Annotated in this window: 24 protein-coding genes and 1 riboswitch; of the genes, 22 read left to right on the top strand and 2 right to left on the bottom strand. The window is 41.1% G+C overall.

Translation table 11 applies throughout. The annotated features are described in order from the left end of the window. The first annotated feature begins 238 nt into the window (after positions 1 to 238). The 14 genes from MHI15_RS22805 (at position 239) to MHI15_RS22740 (ending at position 17,434) form a co-directional block, all read left to right on the top strand. Entirely contained in the window at positions 239 to 1,768 is a 1,530-nt protein-coding gene (locus MHI15_RS22805) for a TPM domain-containing protein (RefSeq protein ID WP_076184509.1), read from the top strand. A 174-nt stretch (positions 1,769 to 1,942) separates the two neighbouring features. Further along, entirely contained in the window at positions 1,943 to 3,070 is a 1,128-nt protein-coding gene (locus MHI15_RS22800; RefSeq protein WP_076184510.1) for a phosphodiester glycosidase family protein, read from the top strand. Positions 3,071 to 3,190: 120 nt separating this feature from the next. Then, positions 3,191 to 4,123, top strand: a complete 933-nt coding sequence (locus MHI15_RS22795; protein WP_076105621.1) for a LysR family transcriptional regulator — start codon at positions 3,191 to 3,193, stop codon at positions 4,121 to 4,123. Positions 4,124 to 4,139: 16 nt separating this feature from the next. Next, positions 4,140 to 5,255, top strand: a complete 1,116-nt coding sequence (locus MHI15_RS22790) for a 5-methyltetrahydropteroyltriglutamate--homocysteine S-methyltransferase (RefSeq protein ID WP_339282087.1) — start codon at positions 4,140 to 4,142, stop codon at positions 5,253 to 5,255. Between the two features lie 139 nt (positions 5,256 to 5,394). Further along, positions 5,395 to 6,522: a 5-methyltetrahydropteroyltriglutamate--homocysteine S-methyltransferase gene (locus MHI15_RS22785; protein WP_076146088.1), complete on the top strand. Its 1,128-nt coding sequence runs from the start codon at positions 5,395 to 5,397 to the stop codon at positions 6,520 to 6,522. A gap of 164 nt (positions 6,523 to 6,686) precedes the next feature. Beyond that, positions 6,687 to 7,409, top strand: a complete 723-nt coding sequence (locus tag MHI15_RS22780; RefSeq protein WP_036678376.1) for a YebC/PmpR family DNA-binding transcriptional regulator — start codon at positions 6,687 to 6,689, stop codon at positions 7,407 to 7,409. Positions 7,410 to 7,416: 7 nt separating this feature from the next. Further along, positions 7,417 to 7,479, top strand: a riboswitch (Fluoride riboswitch). A gap of 67 nt (positions 7,480 to 7,546) precedes the next feature. After that, entirely contained in the window at positions 7,547 to 8,857 is a 1,311-nt protein-coding gene (locus MHI15_RS22775; protein ID WP_341164921.1) for a voltage-gated chloride channel family protein, read from the top strand. A gap of 445 nt (positions 8,858 to 9,302) precedes the next feature. Then, entirely contained in the window at positions 9,303 to 10,868 is a 1,566-nt protein-coding gene (locus MHI15_RS22770; RefSeq protein ID WP_341164920.1) for an ABC-F family ATP-binding cassette domain-containing protein, read from the top strand. A 95-nt stretch (positions 10,869 to 10,963) separates the two neighbouring features. Further along, complete coding sequence (locus MHI15_RS22765) at positions 10,964 to 12,253, top strand: amidase (RefSeq protein WP_341164919.1); 1,290 nt, start codon at positions 10,964 to 10,966, stop codon at positions 12,251 to 12,253. A 169-nt stretch (positions 12,254 to 12,422) separates the two neighbouring features. Continuing rightward, entirely contained in the window at positions 12,423 to 13,013 is a 591-nt protein-coding gene (locus MHI15_RS22760; protein WP_076125840.1) for an RNA polymerase sigma factor, read from the top strand. Then, on the top strand, positions 12,991 to 14,616 hold the full coding sequence (locus MHI15_RS22755; protein WP_076125839.1) for a DUF4179 domain-containing protein: 1,626 nt from the start codon (positions 12,991 to 12,993) through the stop codon (positions 14,614 to 14,616). The genes MHI15_RS22760 and MHI15_RS22755 overlap by 23 nt, the downstream gene beginning before the upstream one ends. Positions 14,617 to 14,705: 89 nt before the next feature. Further along, the gene (locus MHI15_RS22750; protein ID WP_076190427.1) at positions 14,706 to 14,933 is read left to right on the top strand and encodes a hypothetical protein; all 228 of its coding nucleotides are present in this window, start codon (positions 14,706 to 14,708) and stop codon (positions 14,931 to 14,933) included. Between the two features lie 129 nt (positions 14,934 to 15,062). Next, positions 15,063 to 16,223 (top strand): alanyl-tRNA editing protein, encoded by a 1,161-nt coding sequence (locus tag MHI15_RS22745; RefSeq protein WP_076190426.1) that lies wholly within the window; start codon positions 15,063 to 15,065, stop codon positions 16,221 to 16,223. Between the two features lie 68 nt (positions 16,224 to 16,291). Then, the gene (locus MHI15_RS22740; protein ID WP_076190425.1) at positions 16,292 to 17,434 is read left to right on the top strand and encodes a copper amine oxidase N-terminal domain-containing protein; all 1,143 of its coding nucleotides are present in this window, start codon (positions 16,292 to 16,294) and stop codon (positions 17,432 to 17,434) included. Positions 17,435 to 17,508: 74 nt separating this feature from the next. On the opposite strand, the gene MHI15_RS22735 is transcribed toward MHI15_RS22740, so the two are convergent. After that, positions 17,509 to 18,309 carry a polysaccharide deacetylase family protein gene (locus tag MHI15_RS22735; protein ID WP_076125834.1) on the bottom strand — a complete coding sequence of 267 codons (801 nt, stop codon included), beginning with the start codon at positions 18,307 to 18,309 and terminating at the stop codon, positions 17,509 to 17,511. Positions 18,310 to 18,676: 367 nt separating this feature from the next. Between MHI15_RS22735 and MHI15_RS22730 the strand changes: the two genes are divergently transcribed. The 4 genes from MHI15_RS22730 to MHI15_RS22715 all read left to right on the top strand — a co-directional run bounded on the left by MHI15_RS22730 (position 18,677) and on the right by MHI15_RS22715 (position 20,623). After that, positions 18,677 to 19,078 carry an NUDIX hydrolase gene (locus tag MHI15_RS22730; protein WP_341164918.1) on the top strand — a complete coding sequence of 134 codons (402 nt, stop codon included), beginning with the start codon at positions 18,677 to 18,679 and terminating at the stop codon, positions 19,076 to 19,078. Positions 19,079 to 19,268: 190 nt separating this feature from the next. Then, a complete protein-coding gene (locus MHI15_RS22725) occupies positions 19,269 to 19,694 on the top strand; it encodes a DMT family transporter (protein WP_076190424.1) in 426 nt (141 codons plus the stop codon). Between the two features lie 31 nt (positions 19,695 to 19,725). Next, positions 19,726 to 20,184 carry a DMT family transporter gene (locus MHI15_RS22720; protein WP_076125820.1) on the top strand — a complete coding sequence of 153 codons (459 nt, stop codon included), beginning with the start codon at positions 19,726 to 19,728 and terminating at the stop codon, positions 20,182 to 20,184. A 121-nt stretch (positions 20,185 to 20,305) separates the two neighbouring features. Continuing rightward, on the top strand, positions 20,306 to 20,623 hold the full coding sequence (locus MHI15_RS22715; protein ID WP_076125818.1) for an iron-sulfur cluster biosynthesis family protein: 318 nt from the start codon (positions 20,306 to 20,308) through the stop codon (positions 20,621 to 20,623). Positions 20,624 to 20,722: 99 nt separating this feature from the next. Here the strand turns inward: MHI15_RS22715 and MHI15_RS22710 are convergent, their stop codons facing one another. Further along, a complete protein-coding gene (locus MHI15_RS22710; RefSeq protein WP_076190423.1) occupies positions 20,723 to 21,331 on the bottom strand; it encodes a TetR/AcrR family transcriptional regulator in 609 nt (202 codons plus the stop codon). 257 nt (positions 21,332 to 21,588) lie between these two features. Between MHI15_RS22710 and MHI15_RS22705 the strand changes: the two genes are divergently transcribed. The 4 genes from MHI15_RS22705 (at position 21,589) to MHI15_RS22690 (ending at position 25,089) form a co-directional block, all read left to right on the top strand. Beyond that, positions 21,589 to 22,356, top strand: coding sequence for an SDR family NAD(P)-dependent oxidoreductase (locus MHI15_RS22705; protein ID WP_076125815.1), 768 nt, complete (start codon positions 21,589 to 21,591; stop codon positions 22,354 to 22,356). 211 nt (positions 22,357 to 22,567) lie between these two features. Next, the gene (locus MHI15_RS22700; RefSeq protein WP_341164917.1) at positions 22,568 to 23,368 is read left to right on the top strand and encodes a GNAT family N-acetyltransferase; all 801 of its coding nucleotides are present in this window, start codon (positions 22,568 to 22,570) and stop codon (positions 23,366 to 23,368) included. 35 nt (positions 23,369 to 23,403) lie between these two features. Further along, positions 23,404 to 24,087, top strand: coding sequence for a response regulator transcription factor (locus MHI15_RS22695; protein ID WP_076125811.1), 684 nt, complete (start codon positions 23,404 to 23,406; stop codon positions 24,085 to 24,087). Next, complete coding sequence (locus MHI15_RS22690) at positions 24,088 to 25,089, top strand: sensor histidine kinase (RefSeq protein WP_076125808.1); 1,002 nt, start codon at positions 24,088 to 24,090, stop codon at positions 25,087 to 25,089. Positions 25,090 to 25,174 lie beyond the last annotated feature (85 nt).

The raw sequence follows: 25,174 nt of genomic DNA, 5'->3' as shown, positions 1-25,174 counted from the left end.
CAGTGAAAAGTATGTTATCCAGTAGGGGATTCCATTTCTCCAATGCTCTTGAGTTTGATCCATCAACACAACACGATGATTGCCCCTGAAGTGACTCGCACGCCTCAAATCACCCGCCTCATAAACTCTAACCGTTTTTTCCTGTTGTGTAATTTCCAGTTTAGAATAAAATGGAACTATTCCGCTAACCGCGCGTAACCGATAAATAAGAGAGATAATGATAGATCAGGAGGTACATATGAACACGAGAACTCTAAAAATACTGCTACATACCACACTTGCTGCCTTATTGTTAAGTGTATTGCTTTTGCCGGCCGTAAGTTTAGCCAAAACTGCTGTACCTAAGCATACAGGGTCATTTTATGTGAATGATTTTGCGAATGTGATTGACGAGAAAGCAGAGAATTACATGGTGAACTACGGTATTCGATTACATCAGGCTACTGGAGCTCAAGTTGTGCTTGTAACTGTCGATTCTACTGAAGGGGTTTCGATGGAAGAGTATGCAAAATCGCTTTTCAATAGCTGGGGTGTGGGGGCTGCGGATAAAAATAACGGTCTGCTGCTGCTCCTTTCTATAAAAGATGATGATTATTGGGCGGTACAAGGTAAAGGTATAGAGGAATCATTGCCTAACAGTAAGATTAAAGAGATTCTTTCACAATATCTTGAGCCGGATTTCGCAGCTAAAACATACAGTAATGGTGCTAGGAAGACGTATGGAGCTTTTATTCAAGCTATGGGCGGCACTTGGGCAGAAAATGTTGGCACCAAAAATTACGTATCCGATAATGCGGGTGTGCTCAAAAAAGTAACTAAAGACTATCTGAACGATTCCAGCAACAGATATAAAACAACAACCGGAAGTGGAATTTATGTGGTCACCGTAAAAAATGCTGGAGATAAAACATTGCAGGACTATACCTATATGAAGTTTGCTTCGGTAGGTGCGGGTCCTAAGGATGTTATGCTGGTATTGGACATAGGCGGAGACAACTATCATGTTCTACAAGGCAAGGATATCGACAAGGTTTTAACCAATGAGGCTATTAGTAATATTTTAAATACCGTGCTTGAACCCCAATTTGTGAAAAAAGATTACGGTACGGGAGCTACAACGACAGTTAATTCGTTCTACAGTTTCTTGTTAGCTAGAGCGGATCATCCGCAAGGAGTCACTGGAAACAACGGAAACAATGTTAATCCTGGAACTACAACGAACTCTGGTTCTTCCTCTACTACAGCTACAAGTGGAGGTGAGGCGGTTAGTAAAAGCAAGGCTTTTCTAATTTTCTCAGCGATTTTTGGTTCGCTTATCTTATTTGGATTTACTGCTTCACGACGCAATAGATATATAGAAATGTATGGTTTGCCATTTAATCCATATAGCCAAAGGAATATACGCCGTTATGGTCCTTGGCATGGTCAAGCGGATTACGGTTATGGCAGACGCTGGCACAGACGTTATTATCATCACCACCATAGGAATACAAACAATTCGCAATCAAGTTTCTGGGGAAACAGTGGTGGCGGAGGCTCTACTAACGGTGGCGGTGCAGGAAGGTATTCCTCAAGCAACGAGAACCATGGTGGTGGAGGTTCCAGCAGTGGTGGAGGAGCAGGAAGACATTCTTCAAGCTCATCCAGCCGCAGCTACTCAGATGATGATGATAGAGGCTCATCAGGTGGTGGCGGTTATTCCGGCGGTGGTGGCTCATCAGGCGGCGGCGGTAGCGCTAGCAGCGGCGGTGGAGTAGGAAGACATTAGATTTTGTTTAGCTTTAGATGAGCAGGTAGCCAAGATATTGGAAACCTGCTCTTTTTTGTTTTTGAAATGATGACTATTACTCAAATAGAAACTTTTAACGAAAATCATCGTCTATGATAAGGACGAGTTGTACATATTATCAAATTAGTAATATTTAGGGAGGAATACTCAGAAGTGAGCACTTCATCATTACCTCAACGTTCCAATGCACGCAATAAGAAACCTGTAAAGAAACCAATAAAAAAGCGGAAGAAACGAAGTTTTTTTCGCACCTTATCCAAAGTTTTTTTATTCTGCTTATTCTTAATGATCGCTGCTGGTGGATGGCTTTATTTTGCACCCTCGGCTCAGAACTTACGTTATACAATCGCAGATACGCTAATTACAACACAACATCGCTATATGGCTAAATATATTATAGGTGAAGATCAACTAAAGGAACGGGTAACCGAATATACCGCCCGTTTTGAAGAGATGGGGGACGAAATAGATACACATACGATCGCTCCCGAACCTGAGGTGGTAGAGAAGCCGCTTGTCGAGATTGAGAATGTCTCAGGCAGTGGCTATACCGGATATGTAATGATTGTTAATGATCCAACCAAAGTCCGACTAGGAATACCTAATAAGATTGGTTCAGGTGAAAAAGTAACCAGTATGGTGAAGCGTACAGGCGCTATCGCTGGAGTTAACGGTGGTGGGTTCGCTGATCCGAACTGGAAAGGTAACGGGTTTAAACCCATAGGAATTGTAGTCTCACAAGGTAAGTTATATTACAACGGTCTTGGCGGTAAAAAATCTACACAGATTGTTGGTCTTGATAAACAAGGGAAAATGGTTGCAGGGAATTATACGCTAGATGAGATTAGTAAAATGGGGGTTCAGGAGGCAGTTACTTTTAGCCCGCGGCTAATCGTCAATGGCAAAGGATTGATTAAGAATGCAGCAGAAGGTTGGGGGATTGCACCTAGAACAGCAATGGGTCAGCGGGCAGATGGCGCTATTATTTTTGTGGTAATTGACGGACGACAGCCTACTTATAGTATTGGAGCGAATCTCTATGATGTGCAGCAAATTTTGCTTAAGCATGGAGCTGTGATAGCGGCTAATCTGGATGGTGGATCTTCTACGGTACTAGTAAAAGATAATGAGATTATGAATAAACCCTCATCCCAATATGGTGAGCGGTATTTGCCTACAGCTTTTTTAGTTTTTGAGCATCCAGAACAGGTTGATATGCCAAATATCTGGAAAGGACTAGATCCTGCCAAGATTGATGCTGGGAAAAAGAGAACACAATAAGTACGCGTTATTGGGCACATAATAAGGATTATCTTGGAATGAGATGTGTATTTATGCTACGATATCAGCTAGTATGAAACAGAATGTAGTACGAATAGGTCTGGAACAGGGGGAATAGGAGTGACGTTGCAGCAGCTCCGCTACGCTATCGAAATTGCAAATAGTGGCTCCATGAATGAGGCGGCAAAGAAACTCTTTGTTTCTCAACCGAGCCTGTCCAACGCTATTAAAGAGCTTGAAAATGAACTTGGGATTACCATCTTTGAAAGGACGAACCGTGGAATCAGCATTTCTGTAGAAGGAATGGAATTTCTCGGATATGCCCGTCAAATCATTGAACAAACAGAGCTTATGGAGAATCGTTATACTGGGAAAAAGCGTAGCCCAATCTATTTTTCCATTTCGACTCAGCATTATGCTTTTGTGGTAGATGCTTTTGTGAGTCTCATGAAGCAAAGTGATGTCTCAGAGTACAACTTCAGCTTGAGAGAGACGCAAACCTACGACATCATCGAAGATGTGCGTACTCTCCGTAGCGATTTGGGGATTCTTTATATTAACGAGAGCAACTATAAGCATATGAATAAGCTGTTCAGTGACGGTAATCTGAAATTCACGCCACTCTTTAATACTGACCCACATCTTTATGTTAGAACTGGACATCCGCTTGCCCAGAAGGAAAGGATCTCGCAGGACGATATTTTACCTTTTCCGTATATTACTTTTGAACAGGGTGAGAACAATTCACTTCACTTCTCGGAGGAAATGTTAAGTTTTTCTCAGATTGAGAAGAATATTAAAGTGAATGACCGGGCAACCTTGACCAATTTATTAATGGGCACGGACGGTTATACAGTGGGTACAGGAATCATGGCATCCGATCTGAACGGTAATGGACTGAAGACGATTCCATTTGAGAGTAATGAAGTATTCACGGTTGGTTGGATTGCGCATAAAGATCGTAGACCTAGTGTGATGGCATCCAAGTATATAGAAATCTTAAATGACTTGGTTTCCGGAAGTTATTTTGATCTAAATCATTTTTTACTATAGCTGTAGGAGGATCGGTATGATTAGACCCGTAACTGGCACCCAGAGAAATGCTCCACCCTTTCGCTATGATATCGTCGGCAGCTTCTTGCGTACGGAAGAGATTAAAGCAGCCCGCCTCCAATATGAGAATGGTGAAATTACAGGTAGTGAGCTTTATGAAATAGAGAATATTGAGATTGCTAAACTACTGGAATTAGAAAAGGAAGTAGGATTATTAGCAGTAACAGATGGTGAGTTTCGCCGTTCCTGGTGGCATCTTGATTTCTTTGTCGGAATTAAAGGAACTGAAAAGATTAACTTAAATCAAGGGAATGGAAGAGCGGAAACGGTTCAGCGTGCAGAATCATTCCGAATTGTTGACCGGATTTCCTTTGAAGATCATCCCATGCTACAGCAATTTATAAAGCTGAAGGAAATGGCGGGAGACCGGATACCCAAAATGACGATTCCATCACCTGCCCTATTTCACTTTGTGGAGGAGTTTAATGGAAATGAAGTTTACCCTGATAAGGAAACTCTATTTCAAGATATCATCGCGGTTTACCAAACTGCGATTCAAGCCTTTTACGATGCAGGCTGCCGTTATCTTCAGTTAGACGACACAACTTGGGGAACGCTGAGCAGTGGCCGACATCGCGCCCATTTACGCAGTAGAGGTACAGATCCCGATCAGTTAGCAAAGGATTACGTTAGGCTGATCAATGAGAGTATTGCGAATCGTCCGCATGATATGACCATCGCGCTGCACGTTTGCCGAGGTAATTTTCGCTCCACTTGGTTCGCTGCTGGCGGTTATGAGCCTGTTGCCGAGGTGCTTTTTTCCAATACCAAAGTTGATGCCTTTTTCTTGGAATATGATAATGAACGAGCTGGCGATTTCGAGCCCTTACGATTTATTAAAGACCAATTTGTAGTGTTGGGATTAGTAACGACCAAACATGGGGGTCTGGAGAGTAAAGAGCAGCTTAAGGCAAGAATCGAAGAAGCCGCACAATATGTAGATATTGAAAAGCTGTGCCTCAGCCCTCAGTGTGGATTTGCTTCTACGGAGGAAGGAAATATTCTAACTGAAGAAGAGCAGTGGGATAAAATACGCCTTGTGATCGAAACCGCCCGAGAGGTCTGGTTATAATTAAATAAGCTAATTTGGTGGCCTGCTATAGCGTAAGCTTATGGTAGGCCATAGTTTTTAGGAGTTACCCTGTCCTGATTGTACAGTGCTATAGTGAATTCAACAGAAAAGCACAGACAATGAAGGAGGCCGAACCCCTATGAGTACCATCCAAAAAGGAAAACAAAGAACTGAAGTGCCATTCAGAGTAGATATCGTTGGCAGCTTCTTACGTCCGGAAACGATTAAGAGAGCTCGTGTCCAATATCAAAATAATGAAATCTCCGCTGATGAATTGCGCAAGGTAGAAGATACAGAGATTGCCAGAGTTGTGAAAAAACAAAAAGCGGTTGGATTAAAAGGTGTAACGGATGGAGAGTTCCGCCGCTCCTGGTGGCATTTAGATTTTATGTGGGGCCTTGAAGGGGTAACAAAGAAAGTCAGCCCAGTGGGCTACCTGTTTAATGGTGTAGAGACCAGAGCGGAAACTGCAGAATTATCCGGTAAAATCCGTGGGACTAACCATCCAATGATCGCTGACTACAGACAATTGGTTAGCGTAGCGGGAAATGATGTAGTAGCGCGCCAAACGATTCCTTCGCCAGCTCAGTTCCTTGCTGAACTTCAGCGCAATCAAAAGACTACTGTAGCTGTTTACGACAAGCAGGATGAACTTGTGGCTGATATTGCTGCAGCTTATCGTGAAGTTATTCGTGATTTCTATGAGGCAGGTTGCCGTAATCTGCAATTGGACGACTGCACATGGGGTATGCTCTGTGATAAAGGATATTGGGAAGCACGTCAAAAAGAGGGTGTAGATGTTAACGAAATCGCTAAGTTATACGCATTTGTAAATAACGAAGCGATTAAAGATCACCCAGCAGATATGGTTATCACGATGCATGTATGCCGTGGGAACTACGCGTCCACTTGGGCAGCATCCGGCGGATACGAGCCTATCGCAGAAGTGTTATTTGGAACGGTGGATGTAGATGGTTTCTATCTGGAGTTCGATACGGATCGGGCCGGAGACTTTGCACCCCTTAGATTTATTAAAGATCAACAAGTAGTTTTAGGTTTGTTCAGTTCGAAGTCAGGTGAGCTTGAGAATAAAGAAGAAATTATTGGACGGATTAAAGAAGCTTCGCAATATGTGGATATCAATCAGTTGTGCCTGAGCCCACAATGTGGTTTTGCCTCTACGGAAGAAGGAAACCATCTGACAGATCAACAGCAATGGGATAAACTGCAGTTTATTAAAGAGATTGCAGATGAAATTTGGCAGTAATCTATAAAAAATTAGCAGGCTCCTGATTGAATCAGGGGCTTTTTCTATCTGTATTGTGACAGCTTAGAGGATTAACCTACTACTGCACTTTACTAGAGCTATCGAAGAAGGGTATAATAAGTAACAATTGTTTTTAATTCATGTTGAAAGAGAGCGGGAACAATATGGGTCGTAAGTGGAATAATATTAAAGAAAAGAAAGCTTCCAAAGACGCAAACACAAGTCGTGTTTATGCAAAGTTTGGTGTTGAAATTTATGTAGCAGCAAAGAAGGGTGAACCCGATCCAGAAGCGAACCGGGCCCTGAAAGTTGTATTAGAACGTGCAAAAACTTACAATGTACCAAAAGCGATCATTGACCGTGCGCTTGATAAGGCTAAAGGTAGCGCTGAAGAAAATTATGAAGAGCTTCGTTATGAAGGATTTGGACCTAGCGGTTCAATGATCATCGTTGATGCGCTCACAAATAACGTTAATCGGACAGCTCCATTGATCCGTTCAACCTTCAGTAAGAATGGCGGAAATATGGGTGTCAGCGGATCAGTAGCTTACATGTTTGACTCTACGGCCGTTATAGGTGTGGAAGGTAAAACTGCTGATGAAGTAATTGAAATGATGTTTGATGCAGAACTTGATGTACGCGATGTGCTGGAAGAGGATGATGCAGTTATTGTTTATGCAGAACCTGATCAGTTCAATGCAGTACAAGAAGTATTCAAGAATGCAGGCATCACTGAATTTACTGTTGCTGAGTTAAACATGCTTCCACAAAACTATGTGGCACTCCCAGAAGATGCTCAAGCTCAATTCGAGAAATTGATTGATGCTTTGGAAGACCTGGAAGATGTTCAACAAGTGTATCATAACGTAGATTCAGAAGAAGAATAATTTAAGTTTTATAAAGGGCGATGGAGTTCGCCGTAACTGTCTCTCTGAGACTAATGACTCCTACCAGTGTGAGCTTCCCTGGTAGGAGTCTGTTTTATTGTTGAGACTAATTTATTTTGTCCTTAGGAGCTGTCGAGATGAATCCATGGTCTACCCGATGGTTTGAAATCACTAAGAAGCGAAGTTATTTTGCACTTTGGAGTACATTTATCAAATGGATTGTGCTTGGTAGTGTGGTTGGCATTTTATCCGGCACCGCCTCTGCTTTTTTTCTGAAAAGCTTGGATTACGTTACAGATGTACGTTTAGAGCATCCGTGGCTACTTTATTTGTTGCCTCTTGGGGGAGTACTTGTTAGTTTCTTATATATGCGATATGGCAAGAACAGTTCTAAAGGCAATAACCTCATTCTAGAACAAATTCAGGACGGACAAGAAACCATACCTTTGCGAATGGCTCCATTGGTGTTGTTCGGAACATTAGTAACCCACTTATTCGGTGGATCCGCTGGGCGTGAAGGGACAGCTGTTCAAATGGGCGGAGGCCTTGCGGAATGGTTCGGAAAGCTGATTAAAATCAGTCCTCTGGATCGTAAGATACTGTTAATGTGCGGGATCAGTGCAGGCTTTGGTTCTATTTTCGGAACACCGCTGGCTGGAACCTTATTTGGTCTAGAGGTAGTAACCATTGGACTTATTAGCCAACAGGCATTACTTCCATGTTTTGTGGCTAGCTTTGTTGGTGATCTGGTCACCACTCGATTGTGGGGTGTTCATCATACACACTATGTAGTGAATGAATTTCCAGCTTTAAGTTTAATGATTATTCTAAAAGTGGTATTGGCCTCTGTAATTTTTGGTCTCGTGAGTATGCTTTTCAGTGAACTGACTCATTTTCTAAAAAGAATCTTCACCGCCAGGATAAGCAATCCAATGATAAAAGGTGCGGTAGGTGGATTAATTATCATTGCCTTAGTATTCCTTGTAGGGTCTCGTGATTACTTAGGCCTCGGAATTCCATTAATCAAGGATTCTTTTGAGGGAGATGTCTCGCCGTTCGCTTTTTTATGGAAGCTGATCTTTACCGCCTTTACCTTAGGAACAGGATTTCAGGGTGGTGAGGTTACTCCGTTATTTACGATTGGTGCCACACTAGGAAATGTCTTGGCTGGAATATTACATGTGTATGGACCCTTTTTAGCTGCCCTCGGTTTTATTGCTGTCTTCTGTGGAGCTACTAGCACGCCTATCGCTTGCTTCTTAATGGGGATCGAGCTGTTTGGTTCGGAAGGAGCCATATACATGTTTATCGCTTGTGTGGTGAGTTATTTATTCTCCGGACATAGTAGTATTTATACTTCACAGCTTATTGGTGTATCGAAGAGCCAGTTCATTACTATTCCTCAAGGGACTAGGATCGGTACGGTCAAACGCGCCCGCAAAAAATAACAGCACCTCTCGGATGGTGGTTGACAAGTGCGGATACACGATTTAAAATGTAGCCAAACGAAGGGATGGTTCAACATGATTCATGTGGAAACTGAAAAATTATATACCAGAAGCTGCTCCGAACAATCGGATACAAACGATGAAACGTTGTCCGGAGCTTAATCAAAAAGCGAATCGCTTTTTATATCATCGAAAGATAGCTAGGTCATTTTAGTGTGATTATTCATGCTTATTTGATTACGCCATCTTCCGATGTTAATGATTAAGGGGCTGTAGACAATTTTCGTCTACAGCCTTTTGTGTTTATAATGTTCAGTTTCCAAACTGACAATTATCTATTTGTGCCGTCTATTCGTGCACTAATAAGCAGAAGGCTTGCGCCCAAGGGCGCGGTGTCTTCTGCTTTTTTTGTGCTTAAAAACAATTATAGAAAAGAGGAAAGTAAATGAGTTTACTTGAGATTTCTAATGTATCACATGCTTTTGGAGATAAAGTGCTGTATAAACAGGTTTTTTTGGAAGTCTACAAAGGGGAGCATGTAGGTGTAGTGGGTCAGAATGGAACAGGGAAAAGCACATTGATTGGTATACTGACGGGCGAGGTGATTCCTGATGGTGGAACGATTAAATGGCAGCCCAATATCAAAATAGGTCATCTTGATCAATACGCGGTTATTGATGGGTCAAGTACCGTTCAAAGTTATTTAAGGAGAGCGTTCACTGAATTATACGAAATGGAAGAAAAGATGAATGCACTTTATGCGGAATGTGCTGTTTCTGGCAATGAAGTGCTTTTGCAGAAGGCAGCAGACCTTCAGGAACGACTTGAGGCGCTCGACTATTATTCTATCGAGAGCAATATTAGTAAAGTGGTTACGGGGCTAGGATTAAATGCAATGGGGATGGACCGTCCTATTGATCAGCTTAGTGGGGGGCAGCGAACCAAAGTTATATTGGCAAAGCTGTTGCTTGAACAACCTGATGTGTTATTGCTCGACGAGCCCACCAATTATCTCGACACCAAGCATATCAACTGGCTTGCTGAATATCTGATAGCGTTCGATCAAGCCTTCATTGTGGTCTCTCATAAGTACACTTTTCTCGATAAAATATCAACAAGCATTTGCGATATTGAAGGGGAAAAGATTAAAAAATATCATGGCAAATATGCTGATTTTTTGAGACAGAAGGAGCATATTCGCGAAAGCCATATCCGGCAGTACCATGCACAGCAGAAAAAAATTGAAGCCACTGAGCAATATATCCGGAAAAATGGTGCTGGTGTTAATTCTAGAATTGCCCGTGGCCGTCAGAAGCAGCTGGATCGTATGGAGAGAATCGCTGCACCGACGTTTGTCACTAAAGCATCTATCCGTTTTCAAGAGCTTCCTGTTACTGCACAAGTTGCGCTTAGAGTAGACCATCTTGTGGTTGGTTACGATAAGCCGCTGCTGCCAAAATTTACATTTTCCATTCGAGGAGGACAAAAGATAGTCATAGCAGGCTTTAACGGCATCGGAAAATCAACATTGCTGAAAACATTAGTTGGTCAGATCCCCTGTGTTGCCGGAGCATTCCGCTTTGCCGAACAAGTCTCTATTGGTTACTACGAGCAAGATTTAATTTGGGAAAACGATAGCATGACACCCATTGAAATCGTCGCATCGTTTTATCCAAAATTGACTATTAAGGAAATACGTCGTCATTTATCATTATGTGTTGTAAAAGATAGTCACGTTACACAGCCTATCCGTACACTCAGCGGTGGCGAACAATCCAAAGTTAAGCTATGTCTTTTATTACTTACAGCATGTAATTTCTTAATCTTAGATGAGCCCACTAATCACTTAGATGCCGAAACAAAAGATGCTTTACAGAATGCTTTAATCCAATTTAAAGGTACAGTGATTCTAGTTTCTCATGAGGAGCAATTTTATCAAGGGTGGGTGGATCGTGTAATCAATATTGTGGATGAAAATAGAAATAGAGAACTAAAGTATAGCCATAGATAAGGTTACCTAGTAACATGAAGCTGTTCCAAATTAATACAATCGTCTTCAAATGGCTTCCTGGTTTAAGTGAATATTAAGGAGGGCTCCAATCAGACATGTACATTAATAAATCTTCGTTAGCTCAGTTTGCTCAGGGCAATAAGACCTCAGATGTGACCATGGATAGATATCTTACGCAGTATTTAAATCTTTACAATAAAGTAGAACCACACGTGCGTGCTTTTGTGCCAGAGGAGAACCGAGCAGATAGAATAAAAAATGAAGTGGCTAGGGTAAGAGAGAAGTATTCGGAATTTCCTAACCCATCGCTATATGGAATACCTGTTGGAATCAAAGACTTAATTCACTTAGACGGGTTGCCTACCCGTGCAGGGTCGAACCTTCCCCCACAAGCTTTGACGAAGTCTGAGGGCAGTTTTATTCAAAAGCTTCGGCAAAAAGGGGTTTGGTTCACCGGCAAAACAGTGACGGAGGAATTTGCTTATGCCGGACCTATCACAACCCGCAATCCTCATCAGCTGGATCATACGCCTGGCGGCTCTAGTGCAGGCTCTGCTGCTGCGGTTGCCGCGGGTATCTGTCCATTTGCGATAGGTACACAAACCTTGCGTTCTGTTATGGCACCTGCTTCATTTTGCGGAGTGGTCGGCTTTAAACCTAGTTATGCGCGTATCCCTATAGATGGTGTCCAATTGATGTCGCCATCTTTTGATACGTTTGGATTTTTCACTCAGGATATGGAGGGTATGGACTTTCTCGCCGCGGAGCTAGTAACAGAATGGAAACCATTTAATGAAGCTCGTAAACCTGTGCTAGGGATACCCGAAGGTGTATACATGACATTATTGGAGGATGACACCAAGATAACCTTTCAGAAGCAGCTTAAGAAGCTTGAGGAAGCAGGGTTCAGCATAAAAACAGTTGCGATGCCGTGGGAAGATAGCTTTATCTACGGAGATGCCATGGTGCGGTTTGTTCACGGAGAAATGGCGCAAGTCCATCATTCACTATTTGATATTTATAAAGATCTTTATGAGGATACCGTACGGCAGGCTATTTTATCTGGACGAACCATCACTGAGGAAGAACTGGAAGGATATCGTAGCGGACAAATCAAGCTCAGAAATGATCTATTAGATGTGCAGAAGTCACAGGGGATTGATTTGTGGGTTTCGCCGGCTCAGGCAGGAACAGCTCCGCTGTGGGGTTCACGAACCGGATGGACCGGAATGACGGCCATTTGGTCATATGCTGGAGCGCCTGCGGTGAGTATTCCAGCTGCCTCTATAAATAACATGCCATTAGGATTTCAATGTATCGGGGCATATGGCAGGGATGAAGAGTTAATTTATTGGAGTAAAGTGGTTTCTTTAGCGCTTCAGTGATTCTATGGCTTTAGAAATGGATCAATTGTTGTATTTTGTTCTAAAACGTAATCGGTAGATTACACAGTAGGTCTTCGTTTTATTTGAAGATCTACTTTTTTTTGTATAAAGTGAGAGTTTTTTTAATAGGGATCGTCTATATAGTATCGTGCTTCAAGGAGGCTTCAAGGTGAAGGGACATGTACCGAAAGTTGAAAAAGAGGATGAGAGGCTATGGATCCAAAATGTTCTCGATGGACATAAAGAAGACTATTCGTATCTTGTAAATCGATATAAGAATAAAATTTATGGGCTTTTGCGAGGAATGGGAGCCAATCATCAAGATGCACAAGACATAACGCAGGAGACGTTTATTAAAGCTTACCGTAAGCTGGCCTCACATGATTTGGATAAGAATTTTGCGGCGTGGCTATATGCTATCGCGACTAATTTACTGAAGGATTTGTGGAAAAAAGACCGACCGACAGCGAGTTTGCCGGACGACAATGCCGAACATTCTCTTTCGGATAATCCAGAAGAAGAATTAATGCGATCGGAGCATCGCACAGAGCTGCTTCACCTGATGCAGAAGCTCCCGTCTAATTATCGTACGGCTTTACTGCTTCGTTATACCAATGATTTAAGCTATGAAGAAATGTGTATGGTTCTAGATGTTCCATTAAGCAAGATTCAAAATGATTTATACCGGGCTAAACAGCGTTTGAAGCAGCTAATTACACTCCAGGAGGTGAAGACCGATGAGGTGCTTAAATTCCTATGAGATCGAAGAATATATTTTAAGCAAATCTATCTTACGAGATCAAGCCGTAGCTGAACATATGGCAACTTGTACGCATTGTAATATGATCTACGAAGCAGAGCTTGAGGAACAAGCTGAATGGTCGCAGGCTATGTATGAAGAGCGCTTACCAGATTCATTTACTGCTCAAGTAATGGCTTCTTTGGAACAAGTAGAGCTTGAGGAATTTACTCCAACACAAAGGAATCGCAAGCATCCGAAGCGCAATAAGTTGCTGAGATTATTTATGGGTGCGGCGTTGTTACTGGTTGTGCTAAGTGCCGTGATCTTATATTCCGTTCCTACACTGGCAGAGACTTTACGTTCTCTTTTTGTAAAAAACAACATGGACATTGGCCTTCTACGAGCACAAGAATTTGGGTTGGTAGAGCATCCTAATATTAAGGTGAAGGATAAGGGCTACACAATCAAAATAGATGAAGCAGTGGCAGATCCTACACGGGTAATTGTTGCGTTACAGTTGTTTGGACCAGATGGAAAGCATGATAAAAAGCGGTTGGCCCTTAATGATGGGAACAGTATTGCGATTAAGGATGATCAAGGGAAGGTTGTTGGGGAGTTATACGATATAGGATTTACCAGTGACTTTTACTATTTGATCGCTAATTTCACTGAACCTCTGCAAACTGATCGAATTACGGTCGAAGGTCATATTACTGAATTGGGAAGTGAACGCAAGAACATCCCTACTCTTAAAGGCGATTGGAATTTCAATTTTTCTATGGATATGACAGAAGCGAATAAACAAACAACCTCCATGCCACTAACGGGTAGCTACACCTCCCCGGACGGTTTAACTGTGACCTTGAAAAAATTAACTCATATGGTGCAAGGTGTTCGTTTTGAGTTTGATACGCAATTGAGTGAAGAGGCATTGACCCGTTCTCCTGGCGAACTATGGAAGCAACAGGGCTTGAAATTCCATTTTGAGGATACAGCAGGCGAAGAGATTCACAGTGTTAATGCTAGAAAGTTTCCTAATAAGAATAGCGTGATGTCCTACTCTAACCTTCCCGGGGCAACAAAGGGACTTATGCACTGGAGCTATACGTTTAAATATTTACCTCAGGATACGCCTTATACTTTCGTATTGGATGGATATTTCATCCCAGAGAAGGATGGTTCTAGTGTGCAATTTGAGCCTGCCAAGTTGAAAGAACAGCCGATTCCCTTTGCATTTGACGGGGATGAACTGATGTTAAATGATTTTACAGTGGAGTCATCTCCCGATAACAATGTATCAGCGAAGGAAGGTGTATTACATTTTAGAGGAAGATTGAGAAATGAGTTTTTAAATAGTGAATGGATATTTAAGACACTAGATGGCAAGGAGTACAAACTCACTGAACAAGGAGCTTTTACTACTAAAGGGGTAGGATGGAAAGATGGTTATATTGAATTTATCGAGTCTCAGTCAAATAATCAAAAGAAATATTTCCAATTCCGTGCCGATGGCCTTACACAAATTCCCGAGCAGCTTCAATTAGTGCGCACGATAAACAATCGAATGTATGCTAATGTAGACTGGTCCGTTCCTATCATGGAAGCTAGCAAAAAAGAGTAAATATAGTTATTTGGTTTCCGGATTGTACAAGCAAATAAGGGGGAATAAGCATCTCATATACTATCACAATCGAAAAGAGGTGGTAGTTTATGACTGCTGCAGAGAAGAGAAAAATTCAAAGAGCTTTGAACGCATTGCGTAAGCAAAGAGTGGTTCTGAAAGAAAGTCTTAAAAGAATTGAAGCCATTCTTTGCAGGTTGCCTATTGGCAGTCGTGAAAGATTTGAATTGTTAGCAGTAAGAGACTCAATAGTAGAAGCGCTTCGACTAAATGCAATTGCCATTAGAAATTTAAAAGATGCTACTTGTTCTTGTTAATTACCCTAATACCAGTTCTACGCAGTTTTTGCGTGGAGCTGGTTATTTTGAAATAATAAGATTCAAACTATCCGTTATGATACTATAAACTTAATATGTCGATAACGTAAAAAAGAGAGGAAACCATTTATGACCAACAAACTATACTACAATTCTACATACCAGACTGATTGGCCAACCCGTGTGACTGAAACCATAGAACGAGAAGATGGGCTTTATGTTCTTTTGGAGGAGACGGCTTTTTATCCGCATGGTGGTGGACAACCCTGTGATCTTGGATCTATTCAGGGAATTCCTGTGCTTGATGTAATCAGTGAGGAAGAGCTTGTACTGCATAAGCTGGAACGTTTACCTAATGAGGAATCGGTAACTTGTCAGATTGATTGGAATAGAAGATTTGACCATATGCAGCAGCATAGTGGCCAGCATTTGCTCTCAGCGGTTTGTCTAGAAAAACATAACTTTATGACCTTAAGCTTTCATTTAGGTGAGGACTATTGCACTATTGATATAGAAGTTTCAGAACTGTCTGCTGATCAACTGTACTCCATAGAGAGAGAAGTTAATCGGCAGATTTACTTAAATCACAATATTCTCAGTTATTTCGTAACAGGGGAAGAGGCTGCACAGCTTAAATTGGTTAAACAGCCAAAAGTGACAGAGAACATCCGGATTGTTGAGATCAAAGATGTTGAATACAACGCTTGTGGGGGGACACATGTGTCCTCAACGGGTGAAATTGGAATGATTAAGCTTTTAAAAGCTGAGAAAATAAAAGCGAACACGCGGATTTATTTTAAATGTGGATATCGTGCTTTAGAGGAATTTAATACTAGTCAGCAAATCCTTGGAACACTGTCTTCCAAATTCAACACAGGCAAAGATGAGATTATTGATCGAATTGAAAAATGGGAAAATGAACAAAAGCTGCTGCAAGCTGAAATTTACCTGCTTAAAGAAAAAAATGACGACTATGTTGTGCAAGAGCTTTTAAATGAGCAAGCGGGAAAGATGATCGCACAAGTATTTGAAGATAAATCGCTAAAAGATCTACAGAGCTTAGCTAATAAGCTGACTTCGAAATGTGATCTTCCTGTATTATTAGCTACTTCTGCGGAGAATAAGGTTGTGTTTGCGCAGAACGGGAGCACGGAGATTTCCTGTGGAGCTTTTTTCAAAGCTCATCTAGGCAGCTATAATGGTAAAGGCGGGGGCAGCGATAAACTGGCGCAAGCAGGATTCCCAACTTGGGAGGATGCTTTGGCATTTTATGAGTTTGCTAGAGGGTGAGAAGAAACTTTTTCCATTATCTTCCGTCTAATTACATATGATTATAAGGTCGAAGGAGACGGATAGAAATGAATAAATGGAAGGTAACACTAGGGATCTTTGCAGTTTTGATTTTAAGTACTGGGTATGGAGCGGTATCTGCGCAAGCAGACAAGCAAATTCAATTCAACTATAAAGAAATTGGAATCAGCAGTAAACAAGTGATCGCGGAGAATACAACTTTTGTACCCTTGAAATCACTTGCAGATGCTATGGGTTATACGTTATCGTGGGATCAAAAGTCCAAAATGGCCAAGCTGGTACGTCCAGAGCGTGAAGTCATCTTCACCGCGGGTGCTGCAACGTCAAAAGTGAACGGGGCAGCGATGGCATTAACAAAATCTCCGCGTATCATAAAAGGTTCGTTGTACATGCCCTTGGTCTCTGCAGTCAGTGTACTTGGGGGTAAAACCGCGTTTAATAAAACGGATGGGGTTATCCAAATCGTAGATGAACCTAGATTTGTTGCTGCTTCTGTAGAAGGTAGATCCTATTGGATATCTCAAAAAAACGCAAATTTATATTACCGGGCTACGGCAGCTGGGAAACCAGTAATTATTGGCCAACTACCCCTTAAGGAGTCAGCTTACAATCATGGATTTGAGATTAAAAAACTTGGAAATGGCACGGACTTACTTCAATTAACGGACAATCATTATGCAATGTTTTATGATTTCAACAGCAGCTATCAGGTACTAGTTCAAGCAGGTACAATAATTAAGCAAATGGATTATCAATATATGATTCCGGCTTATCCACACGCGCCTCAAGTGCCTTCCACTCAGGTGTATATGACCGATGGGAAGAACGTTCAGTATATTACTAAGGATGGCGGTTTGGGCAAGTTGTTTGAGATGGAGAAATTAACCGGGGCAACCGGTGATTTCATAGTGGAGTACGCCGCGGAGGATGTGGCACTCGTTCGCTTATTAGATACAACTCAATTATATATTGTCTACAGCAGTACAGGAGAAATCGTCAATCTCAGTGAACAACTGATTACTAGTGAGGATCGTAAAGAATGGGATAAAGTAAATGATGGCAGAGATCAATACATTCTGAGCAGAATGTTAGGGATGAAAAGCCGTAAGGGGAATGTACTGACATTCACCTATACGCCAATCCTTGAAGAAAAAGCAAAAACAGTGACATATACACTTCAAGCGAAATAATTCGGAATCACATCAATATAATTAGTAGAAAAAAGGAGCGATGTTGAACATCGCTCTTTTTTATGTATTTATGATTATTTCGTTGTCATCATACTTCCACCCTTAATCTGAACGGGTTGATCATTTATAGATACCCAAACATCTATGGCAGAATTGTTGCGGATAATCGTTTTGTCGGCACTTAATTTCAGTGAATACAGGGCAGTGACATAATCATAAATCTCAATATTAGTAGCGTACCAAATATCTGAATGTCCACCTGCTTGTTGGCAAAAAGTTTCGATTAACTCCCAATTGTTCTGCTGTGCGAACTCATAGCTATGGCCCCAAACATAACAGAGTCTTAGTTTCTGGGAGGGTCCTTCCATTGTGAATCGCTCCCAAACCTGATGCAGATCTTCAATATGGTGGCAGGTTGGATGCCATTCCATGAAATTAAGAGGCATATCAAACTGTTTGGTAGAGTGAACAGTGCGGCTGTATTCAATTCCAACGGACTGAAGTGGTGCAATTATCTCCTGAGAGTATGTACCGTAGGGGTAGGACATGCCTCGCACTGGATAATCCACCAGCTTTTCCAATCGTTTACGGTCTTCGAACAGCTCTTCAATTACCATCGGTAAAGGAAGACGCTCTAGATGTGGGTGAGTAACGGAATGGGCGGACACTTCATGATTCCTGAGCGAATGCTTAACATCAGCGGGCGATAAGAACCCAGGTGCATTGATCATTGCACTATTTAAATGGAAGGTTCCTTTGATTCCATATTGATCAAAAATACCAGCCAAGCGGATATCGTGTTTCTGGCCGTCATCATAGCTCATAGTGAGCGCCTTTGATAATCCGCCTGGGAATAAGTTGAATTGAAGTTTCATGAATTCACACTCCTATAATTTGGTGAGCTTGAAAGTACTTCTTCCAATTATAAACAATTAACGTTATAATCAGATTCCACGTTTGAAAAGGAAAGAGTTTTCAGTGAAAAATATACACTTAAGGAGAGATGCTATCTGCCTGACTTTCTCTACGTTGTAAAGCTACTCTATGTAAAAGACAAAAGAAACTCACTTTTATATTTTATCACTAACCTGCTGAGCCCACCAATTCTATTTGCAGAGCTGTTCATAACGAAATATGTGGTTGACCTAAGCTGCACATACAAAAATCAAATATAGACGTTGTATAAATAGATGGTCTTGGCTGTATGATATAATTATTAGAAAAAAATATGGGGAGAACTGTATGACTACAATCATTGATAAAATTGCATGGATTCATATTCAGAATGGACAAGTTTTGTGTGTGCGTTCCAAAGGGAAAGATACCTATTATTTGCCTGGAGGAAAAAGAGAAGCTGGAGAAACAGACGAGGAGACGCTCGTGCGCGAAATCGAGGAAGAGATCTCTGTTCGTATTAAACCAGAAACCATCTCCTATTTTGGAACCTTTGAAGCGGAAGCTCACGGTAAAGCTGAAGGCGTCATAGTTAAAATGACATGTTATATCGCGGATTTTGAAGGTACACTTAGTCCTGCGTCGGAAATTGAAGAGTTATCCTGGTTATCTTATAAGGATCGAAATCGTGTTTCAGTCGTTACACAGATCATTTTCGATCAATTGCATGAGCATAAATTACTTTCCTAATCCACAATTTAAAGTTCTGAAAGCCCGTTTTAAGCCTAAGAGATGGCTTGAGGCGGTCTTTTTTTTGAAAATATACGAAAGGCTTATAGGGGCAACAACATCGTTTATTTTGCTTTGGGACAGATGTCCTTTTTTAAAGGCCTGAATTGCTTTTTAATATGTAAGAGATCGAAGTTGAGGAGAGAGAGAAATGAGAGGAATTATATTTGCGTTTTTAGCGGGGGCTTGTATCACTCTGCAAGGAGTATCTAATGCTCGAATTAGTCAAGATATTGGGACTTGGCAAGCTGCGACAATTACACAGTTAACAGGATTTATCATGTCGTTACTAATCCTTTTATTTGTTAGAGATGGGAAATGGCAAGGATTAAAAGAAGTAAAACCATTATATCTAATTGGCGGATCTTTTGCCGCAGTCGTTATTTTCAGTGAAGTCACTGCCATTCAACAGATTGGCGTTACTTTTACTATATCGACATTGCTCATTGCACAGCTATGCTTGACCTTCTTAATTGATATTAAAGGCTGGTTTGGGATGGAAAAACGACAAATGAGACTCCCACAGTTTATTGGAATAGGGTTGATGATTGCGGGAGTAGTGATTTTGAAATTCTGAGAATACAATCAACAACTGGAGGAGTTACGTTATGATTTTAGGGTTAATATTAGCGCTTGTCGCGGGTTCATTCGTTAGTTTACAAAATATTTTTAATACGAAGGTTAATCAAAAGGTTGGATCTTGGGCCACAACGACGTTAGTATTAGGGTTGGGTTTTCTGGCTTCCTTTATCATGAGTCTTATCTTTGAAGGCGGCCGAATATTTACTTTGCGAAATATGGAGCCTTGGTACTGGATCAGCGGATTGATCGGGGTGGGTGTAGTAATCTGTCTCGTGCAAGGCACCAAACGTCTTGGGCCAACCTATGCGATCTCGATCGTATTAATCTCTCAGCTTGGGTTTGCTTTATTGTGGGATTCCCTCGGCTGGTTAGGGCTTGAAAAGGTTCCATTCACCTGGAAGCAGTTGGTCGGAGTACTCGTGATTGTTGGCGGTATTCTAGTGTTTAAGCTAGGGGGTGCCCGGGAGACTCAAAAGTCGGCTTAATTTATCCTCAGACTCATGTTTGTCAAAATAGAAGTGATGGCAGTCACACGAGAGTGAAAGCAAATCAATCTATACTTTGGGAAAGTAGTAACTCAATTATAAATAAGGAGCAGATCATCCAATGTTCATACAATTGAACTCTCTAACTACAGAAAAGTTAAATGAAAACCTTGGTGAACGACCAGGTTATTTTAAATTGTTCTTCGATACAGAGGGCTGTGGTTGTAATGGCGTGATCGTAATTCAGATTATTAGTGAACCCCATGCTACAGATATTGAAGTTCAGAAAGAGCCCTTTACTTTTTTTGTGGACCGTCAACAGGAATCTTTATTTGATGAACAGATGCGACTTGAAGCAGATGAGAATTACCCGTCATTCAGATTAAGTAGTGATTCGGGCCTGTTAGGAAGCAATATTCGAGTAAAAGATATTCGCTGAGTAGAGCACTGCTACTAAAAACCAGAGCATTTGAGATCATCTCTCAATGCGCTGGTTTTTTAAATTTCGTTCCTATATATGGCACTTGCAATTCATTTCTTACCCATTAGATTTTTTCATAAAAGCTATATGGTCTATTTTGCTGTTCACCAGTGTAATTAACTGTTCTGCCATATAGCTCGCCGAATATTTGAAATTGACTTCAGCCCAGTGCATAATGACACCTACTGTAGCAGACATTTGGTAACTCAACATAATTTCATAATCCACAGGAGCAGCATCAGCTTCTATCTCAATTCGCATATCCTCACGCATGGATTCCCGTAAACGGTCGAACAGTTCAACAGTCATTTTCCCTCGTTCCACTGCGGATAAGGCTAAAAACTCCGCTTTATGCCCCTCAATATATTCGAACAGCTGCAGAATGGAAGGGAAGACCTCCGTTGCCTCAATACGTTCCAATCCCTCATAAGGGTCTAATAGCGCCTCTCCTATACCCTGTAGAAATTCATCATGTATTTCCTTAAGCAAAGCCTCTTTACTCTCAAAATGTTTATAAAAAGTCCCTCGATTGTAATCCGCTCGATTAGTCACGTCCAATATCGTAACTGAATCATAGCTATTTTCCAATATTAGCTCAACGAATGCAGATTTCAGAGCTTGGCGTGTTCTTCTGGTTCTTCTGTCTTCATGTTCTTCCTGTATCAAAAAAACTACCTCCAGCTATGATCTTTTTATCGTTCATTTATAGTTCTTACTTTAAAAGTAACAAAAGATCAGCTAATGTTCAAGATTTAGACATAAGTAAACACGTAGAGCAAGTATGTTGGTTAGGCGACATTACTTAAAATTCTGATTATTGAACAGGTTAACTAATGGGGTGTACTCTAGTAATAGAGATAGGTTATCCCATCTCCTAAGACTATAATATATAGCCAATTCATAACAAAGGATGCGAACATACAATGAGTGAATCATATGTAAAAACTGCTGTAATTACTGGAGCTGCAGGTGGAATCGGTAAAGAGCTTGCCCGTCGATTGTCTGATCGTAAACTGAATCTTGTACTTGTCGATCTGAATGAAGAAGCGATAAAAAATGTCATCCAAGATTTAGGCTTAAATGAAACTAACTCTTTAGCTGTAGCTGCGGATGTCTCTAATGAAGAAGACGTTCAGAATTATGTTAATAAAGCGGTAGAAAAATTTGGAACCATTGATTATTTTGCAAACAATGCCGGAATTGAAGGTCCAGCAGGTCAAATCGAAGAGCTTAACGTTAAAGCACTTGATCTTGTATATAACGTCAATGTACGTGGTGTATTTCTTGGACTACATTATGTAATTCCTGTGATGAAAAAACAAAAATCAGGTGCTATTCTGAACACTTCTTCTCTGGCAGGACTCATGGGTGCACCAGGTATGGCCCCTTACATTATGTCTAAGCATGCTGTAATTGGTCTGACTCGCGTAGCTGCAAATGAGCTTGCACCACTTGGTATTCGTGTAAATGCGGTACTCCCAGGAACGATCAATACACAAATGATGCGTAAAATTGAAAATAATTTTGGAAGCGCAGAAGAATACAAGGCAGCTAACGAAGCTGCAACACCTATGGGACGCTACGGAGAACCGCAAGAGGTTGCCGCTGTGATGAACTTCCTTCTGTCGGATGAGGCTTCATTCGTAACGGGTTCTCTATATACAGTCGATGGTGGTATGATAGGTCAATAATGCAAGCTGATTTCGATCATTAAGGATACTTCAAATAAAGGATTGGGCCTGTGCGTCAAGCATTGGGTCCAATTCTTTTTTATTTAGGATACCCGGATCGGATTTTATAATAAGCAATCTGCTGAATTATCTTATAGAATATACAAAGGGGATTTAATCTTTTTAAGTATTGATCAGTGATTTAGATAAATTGTTGGCGAGGAGTGTTCATATGCATGAATTATCTCAACAGGATTTTAATGAAGTGAAACCGTTACTTACAGGTGCTCCTTTTCATCCTGAAATTCTCTCCATTATCGAGGGAAATAATCCGGGTTGGATTTTTGTAGATCAACTTGTAACACCAAAAAGCGCGTTGGTATGGAGTAAGGGGATGCAAGGATTTTATATTATAGGCGATCACACCAATGAGTTATTTATTAAAAGCTTAGATAGTTATGTATCCAGTCAGATTGTACCGAGGATGAAAAAGCTTGGGCTGGAGTATTTTGAAGTCTCAGGTCAACACAATGAATGGAATCTGGCATTGATGTTTCCTTCTAGGAAGCTATATCCTTTTGAACAAATGGTGTTCAAGTTATTCCACAAGCCCGTTGAGTCCCTTAATAATGCGATTAGAATTATAAATCTTAAAATGCTGGAATGGGAGGACTTAGATCTAAAGAATATAGAATTTGTACATGACAATATTGATTTATTCTGGTCATCGAAAGAAGACTTTAGGGCAAAAGGCTATGGATATGCTGCTGTTGATGGAACTGAGATTATGGGTGTGTGTTATTCTAGTTTCGTTACGGAGGATACTCATGCTATCGGAATTGAAACTCTCTCCAAGTATCAGAATAGAGGAGTGGGGACTCATTTAGCGGCCTTAGTAGCGGAGGATATACTTACAAATGGTTTTACACCTTACTGGGACTGTTCATTAGATAATGAAGCTTCCCGAAAGCTAGCGCTCCGTTTAGGATTTCAGCAAATTCATCAATATAAGTGTAGTGCTTTTTCAATATGACGGTTTCGCAAATTATTAGGTTAGGATGAACATTGATGAGAATATTGCTCGTAGAGGACGATAGAACGATTGCTTCAGGACTTGAATATTCCTTGCAGCAGGATCATTTTGAAACTATTTTATGTTATGATGCAACCTCTGCTAGGAGGGTGTTGGCGGAGCGGTTATCTGAAGTAACACTTTGCATTTTTGATCTCTCTCTACCGGATGGCAGCGGATATGATCTGTGTAAGATCGTGAAGGAGCGGAGCGATATTCCGGTCATCTTTTTAACTGCGATTGATGACGAAGTTAATGTAGTGATGGGACTTGATATGGGAGCAGACGATTACATAACTAAGCCATTTCGGATTCGCGAGCTGTTATCACGCATTAAATCGGTGTTAAGGAGATATAACAAGCAGGCTCAAACTCCATCTAATTTTGAACTAGAGAATATACGGATTAATACGCTTGAAGGAAAAGTTTATAAGAACGGCGATGAAGTTCTGCTAACAGCATTAGAATATCGTCTGCTTCTGATATTTGCTAATCATGTGGGACAAGTCCTTTCCAGAAATCAGCTGTTAGAGCGGATTTGGGATGTCGCCGGAGAATTTGTAAATGATAATACATTGTCTGTGTATATTAAACGCTTAAGGGAAAAGTTAGAGGATAACCCGCAAGAACCCACACTGATCAAAACAGTACGCGGTTTAGGGTATAAGGTTGGTGATTAGATGTTACGAAACAGAGAATTTAGATGGTTATTACTAACGATGACTACGATCAGCCTTCTGGCGATTATAGGAACGGCATTTATTTCATCAGCAGCGATGGGGATCACGGCGGTAACTTCAGTTCTGCTTATAGGTTGTTGTTTATTATTTACCCGCTGGAGATACCGCGAAATTGAGAAGCTTTCAGGGTATCTACGTCAAATTAGCAGCGGTAATTATTCGCTCGATGTTCGTGATAATCAGGAAGGCGAGCTTAGTATCCTGAAAAATGATATTTATAAGGTGACGTTGATGTTATCGGAGCAGCGTTTGCTTTTGCAAGAGGATAAAATAAAGCTTACCAATGCGATCTCCGACATCTCCCATCAGCTCAAAACACCACTTACCTCCATGACCGTGATGGCAGATTTATTAAGCGATCCTGATCTGGACGTTGAGAAAAGAATAGAATTTACGCGGAAAATCAGCCTTCAGCTCGATCGGATTGGCTGGCTGGTTTCTTCATTATTAAAGTTCTCAAAGATCGATGCCGGAACCATTCAATTTAAAAAAGATTCAATAAAAGTAAAGAAGCTTGTTCAGAAATCTATGGAGCCCATACTGATTCCAATGGATATAAAGGAGCAACGGATCCTAATCGAAGGTGAAGACGCTACCTCATTCATAGGCGATTACAATTGGACAACTGAGGCGATGATTAATATTCTGAAAAACTGTGTAGAGCATACACCTGCTGGGGGAGAGATTACGATTTCTTTTGCAGAAAACACGCTGTTCACGGAAATTGTCATTACTGATAATGGCAAAGGAATTCCTAAGGCAGAGATCCCCTATATTTTCAAACGATTCTACAAGGGTACAAATGCAAACGAAGACAGCGTTGGAATCGGACTTGCCTTGGCGCAAAGTATTATCACTGAACAAAACGGCACGATTGATGTGGTGAGTGAAGTAGGAAAGGGGACACAATTTCGGATCAAATTTTACAAGCAAGTGATTTAACACTTATGGCTTAGTGACTAGAATGTCACTTAAGAGTCACTGAAGAGTCATTGTAGACAGATATACTGATCTCATCAACAAATGG

The organism is Paenibacillus sp. FSL H7-0918 (assembly GCF_038007025.1).
Lineage (GTDB): Bacteria > Bacillota > Bacilli > Paenibacillales > Paenibacillaceae > Paenibacillus_AQ > Paenibacillus_AQ odorifer.
The sequence above is the reverse complement of the archived record's forward strand: the minus strand, read 5'-3'. Positions and strand labels throughout refer to the sequence as shown.

Coding starts and splice junctions, on each gene's coding strand:
- MHI15_RS22805 (WP_076184509.1), top strand. CDS start 239: ATGAACACGAGAACTCTAAAAATACTGCTACATACCACACTTGCTGCC.
- MHI15_RS22790 (WP_339282087.1), top strand. CDS start 4,140: ATGATTAGACCCGTAACTGGCACCCAGAGAAATGCTCCACCCTTTCGC.
- MHI15_RS22785 (WP_076146088.1), top strand. CDS start 5,395: ATGAGTACCATCCAAAAAGGAAAACAAAGAACTGAAGTGCCATTCAGA.
- MHI15_RS22780 (WP_036678376.1), top strand. CDS start 6,687: ATGGGTCGTAAGTGGAATAATATTAAAGAAAAGAAAGCTTCCAAAGAC.
- MHI15_RS22775 (WP_341164921.1), top strand. CDS start 7,547: ATGAATCCATGGTCTACCCGATGGTTTGAAATCACTAAGAAGCGAAGT.
- MHI15_RS22770 (WP_341164920.1), top strand. CDS start 9,303: ATGAGTTTACTTGAGATTTCTAATGTATCACATGCTTTTGGAGATAAA.
- MHI15_RS22765 (WP_341164919.1), top strand. CDS start 10,964: ATGTACATTAATAAATCTTCGTTAGCTCAGTTTGCTCAGGGCAATAAG.
- MHI15_RS22755 (WP_076125839.1), top strand. CDS start 12,991: ATGAGGTGCTTAAATTCCTATGAGATCGAAGAATATATTTTAAGCAAA.
- MHI15_RS22750 (WP_076190427.1), top strand. CDS start 14,706: ATGACTGCTGCAGAGAAGAGAAAAATTCAAAGAGCTTTGAACGCATTG.
- MHI15_RS22745 (WP_076190426.1), top strand. CDS start 15,063: ATGACCAACAAACTATACTACAATTCTACATACCAGACTGATTGGCCA.
- MHI15_RS22740 (WP_076190425.1), top strand. CDS start 16,292: ATGAATAAATGGAAGGTAACACTAGGGATCTTTGCAGTTTTGATTTTA.
- MHI15_RS22735 (WP_076125834.1), bottom strand. CDS start 18,309: ATGAAACTTCAATTCAACTTATTCCCAGGCGGATTATCAAAGGCGCTC.
- MHI15_RS22730 (WP_341164918.1), top strand. CDS start 18,677: ATGACTACAATCATTGATAAAATTGCATGGATTCATATTCAGAATGGA.
- MHI15_RS22725 (WP_076190424.1), top strand. CDS start 19,269: ATGAGAGGAATTATATTTGCGTTTTTAGCGGGGGCTTGTATCACTCTG.
- MHI15_RS22720 (WP_076125820.1), top strand. CDS start 19,726: ATGATTTTAGGGTTAATATTAGCGCTTGTCGCGGGTTCATTCGTTAGT.
- MHI15_RS22715 (WP_076125818.1), top strand. CDS start 20,306: ATGTTCATACAATTGAACTCTCTAACTACAGAAAAGTTAAATGAAAAC.
- MHI15_RS22705 (WP_076125815.1), top strand. CDS start 21,589: ATGAGTGAATCATATGTAAAAACTGCTGTAATTACTGGAGCTGCAGGT.
- MHI15_RS22700 (WP_341164917.1), top strand. CDS start 22,568: ATGCATGAATTATCTCAACAGGATTTTAATGAAGTGAAACCGTTACTT.
- MHI15_RS22695 (WP_076125811.1), top strand. CDS start 23,404: ATGAGAATATTGCTCGTAGAGGACGATAGAACGATTGCTTCAGGACTT.
- MHI15_RS22690 (WP_076125808.1), top strand. CDS start 24,088: ATGTTACGAAACAGAGAATTTAGATGGTTATTACTAACGATGACTACG.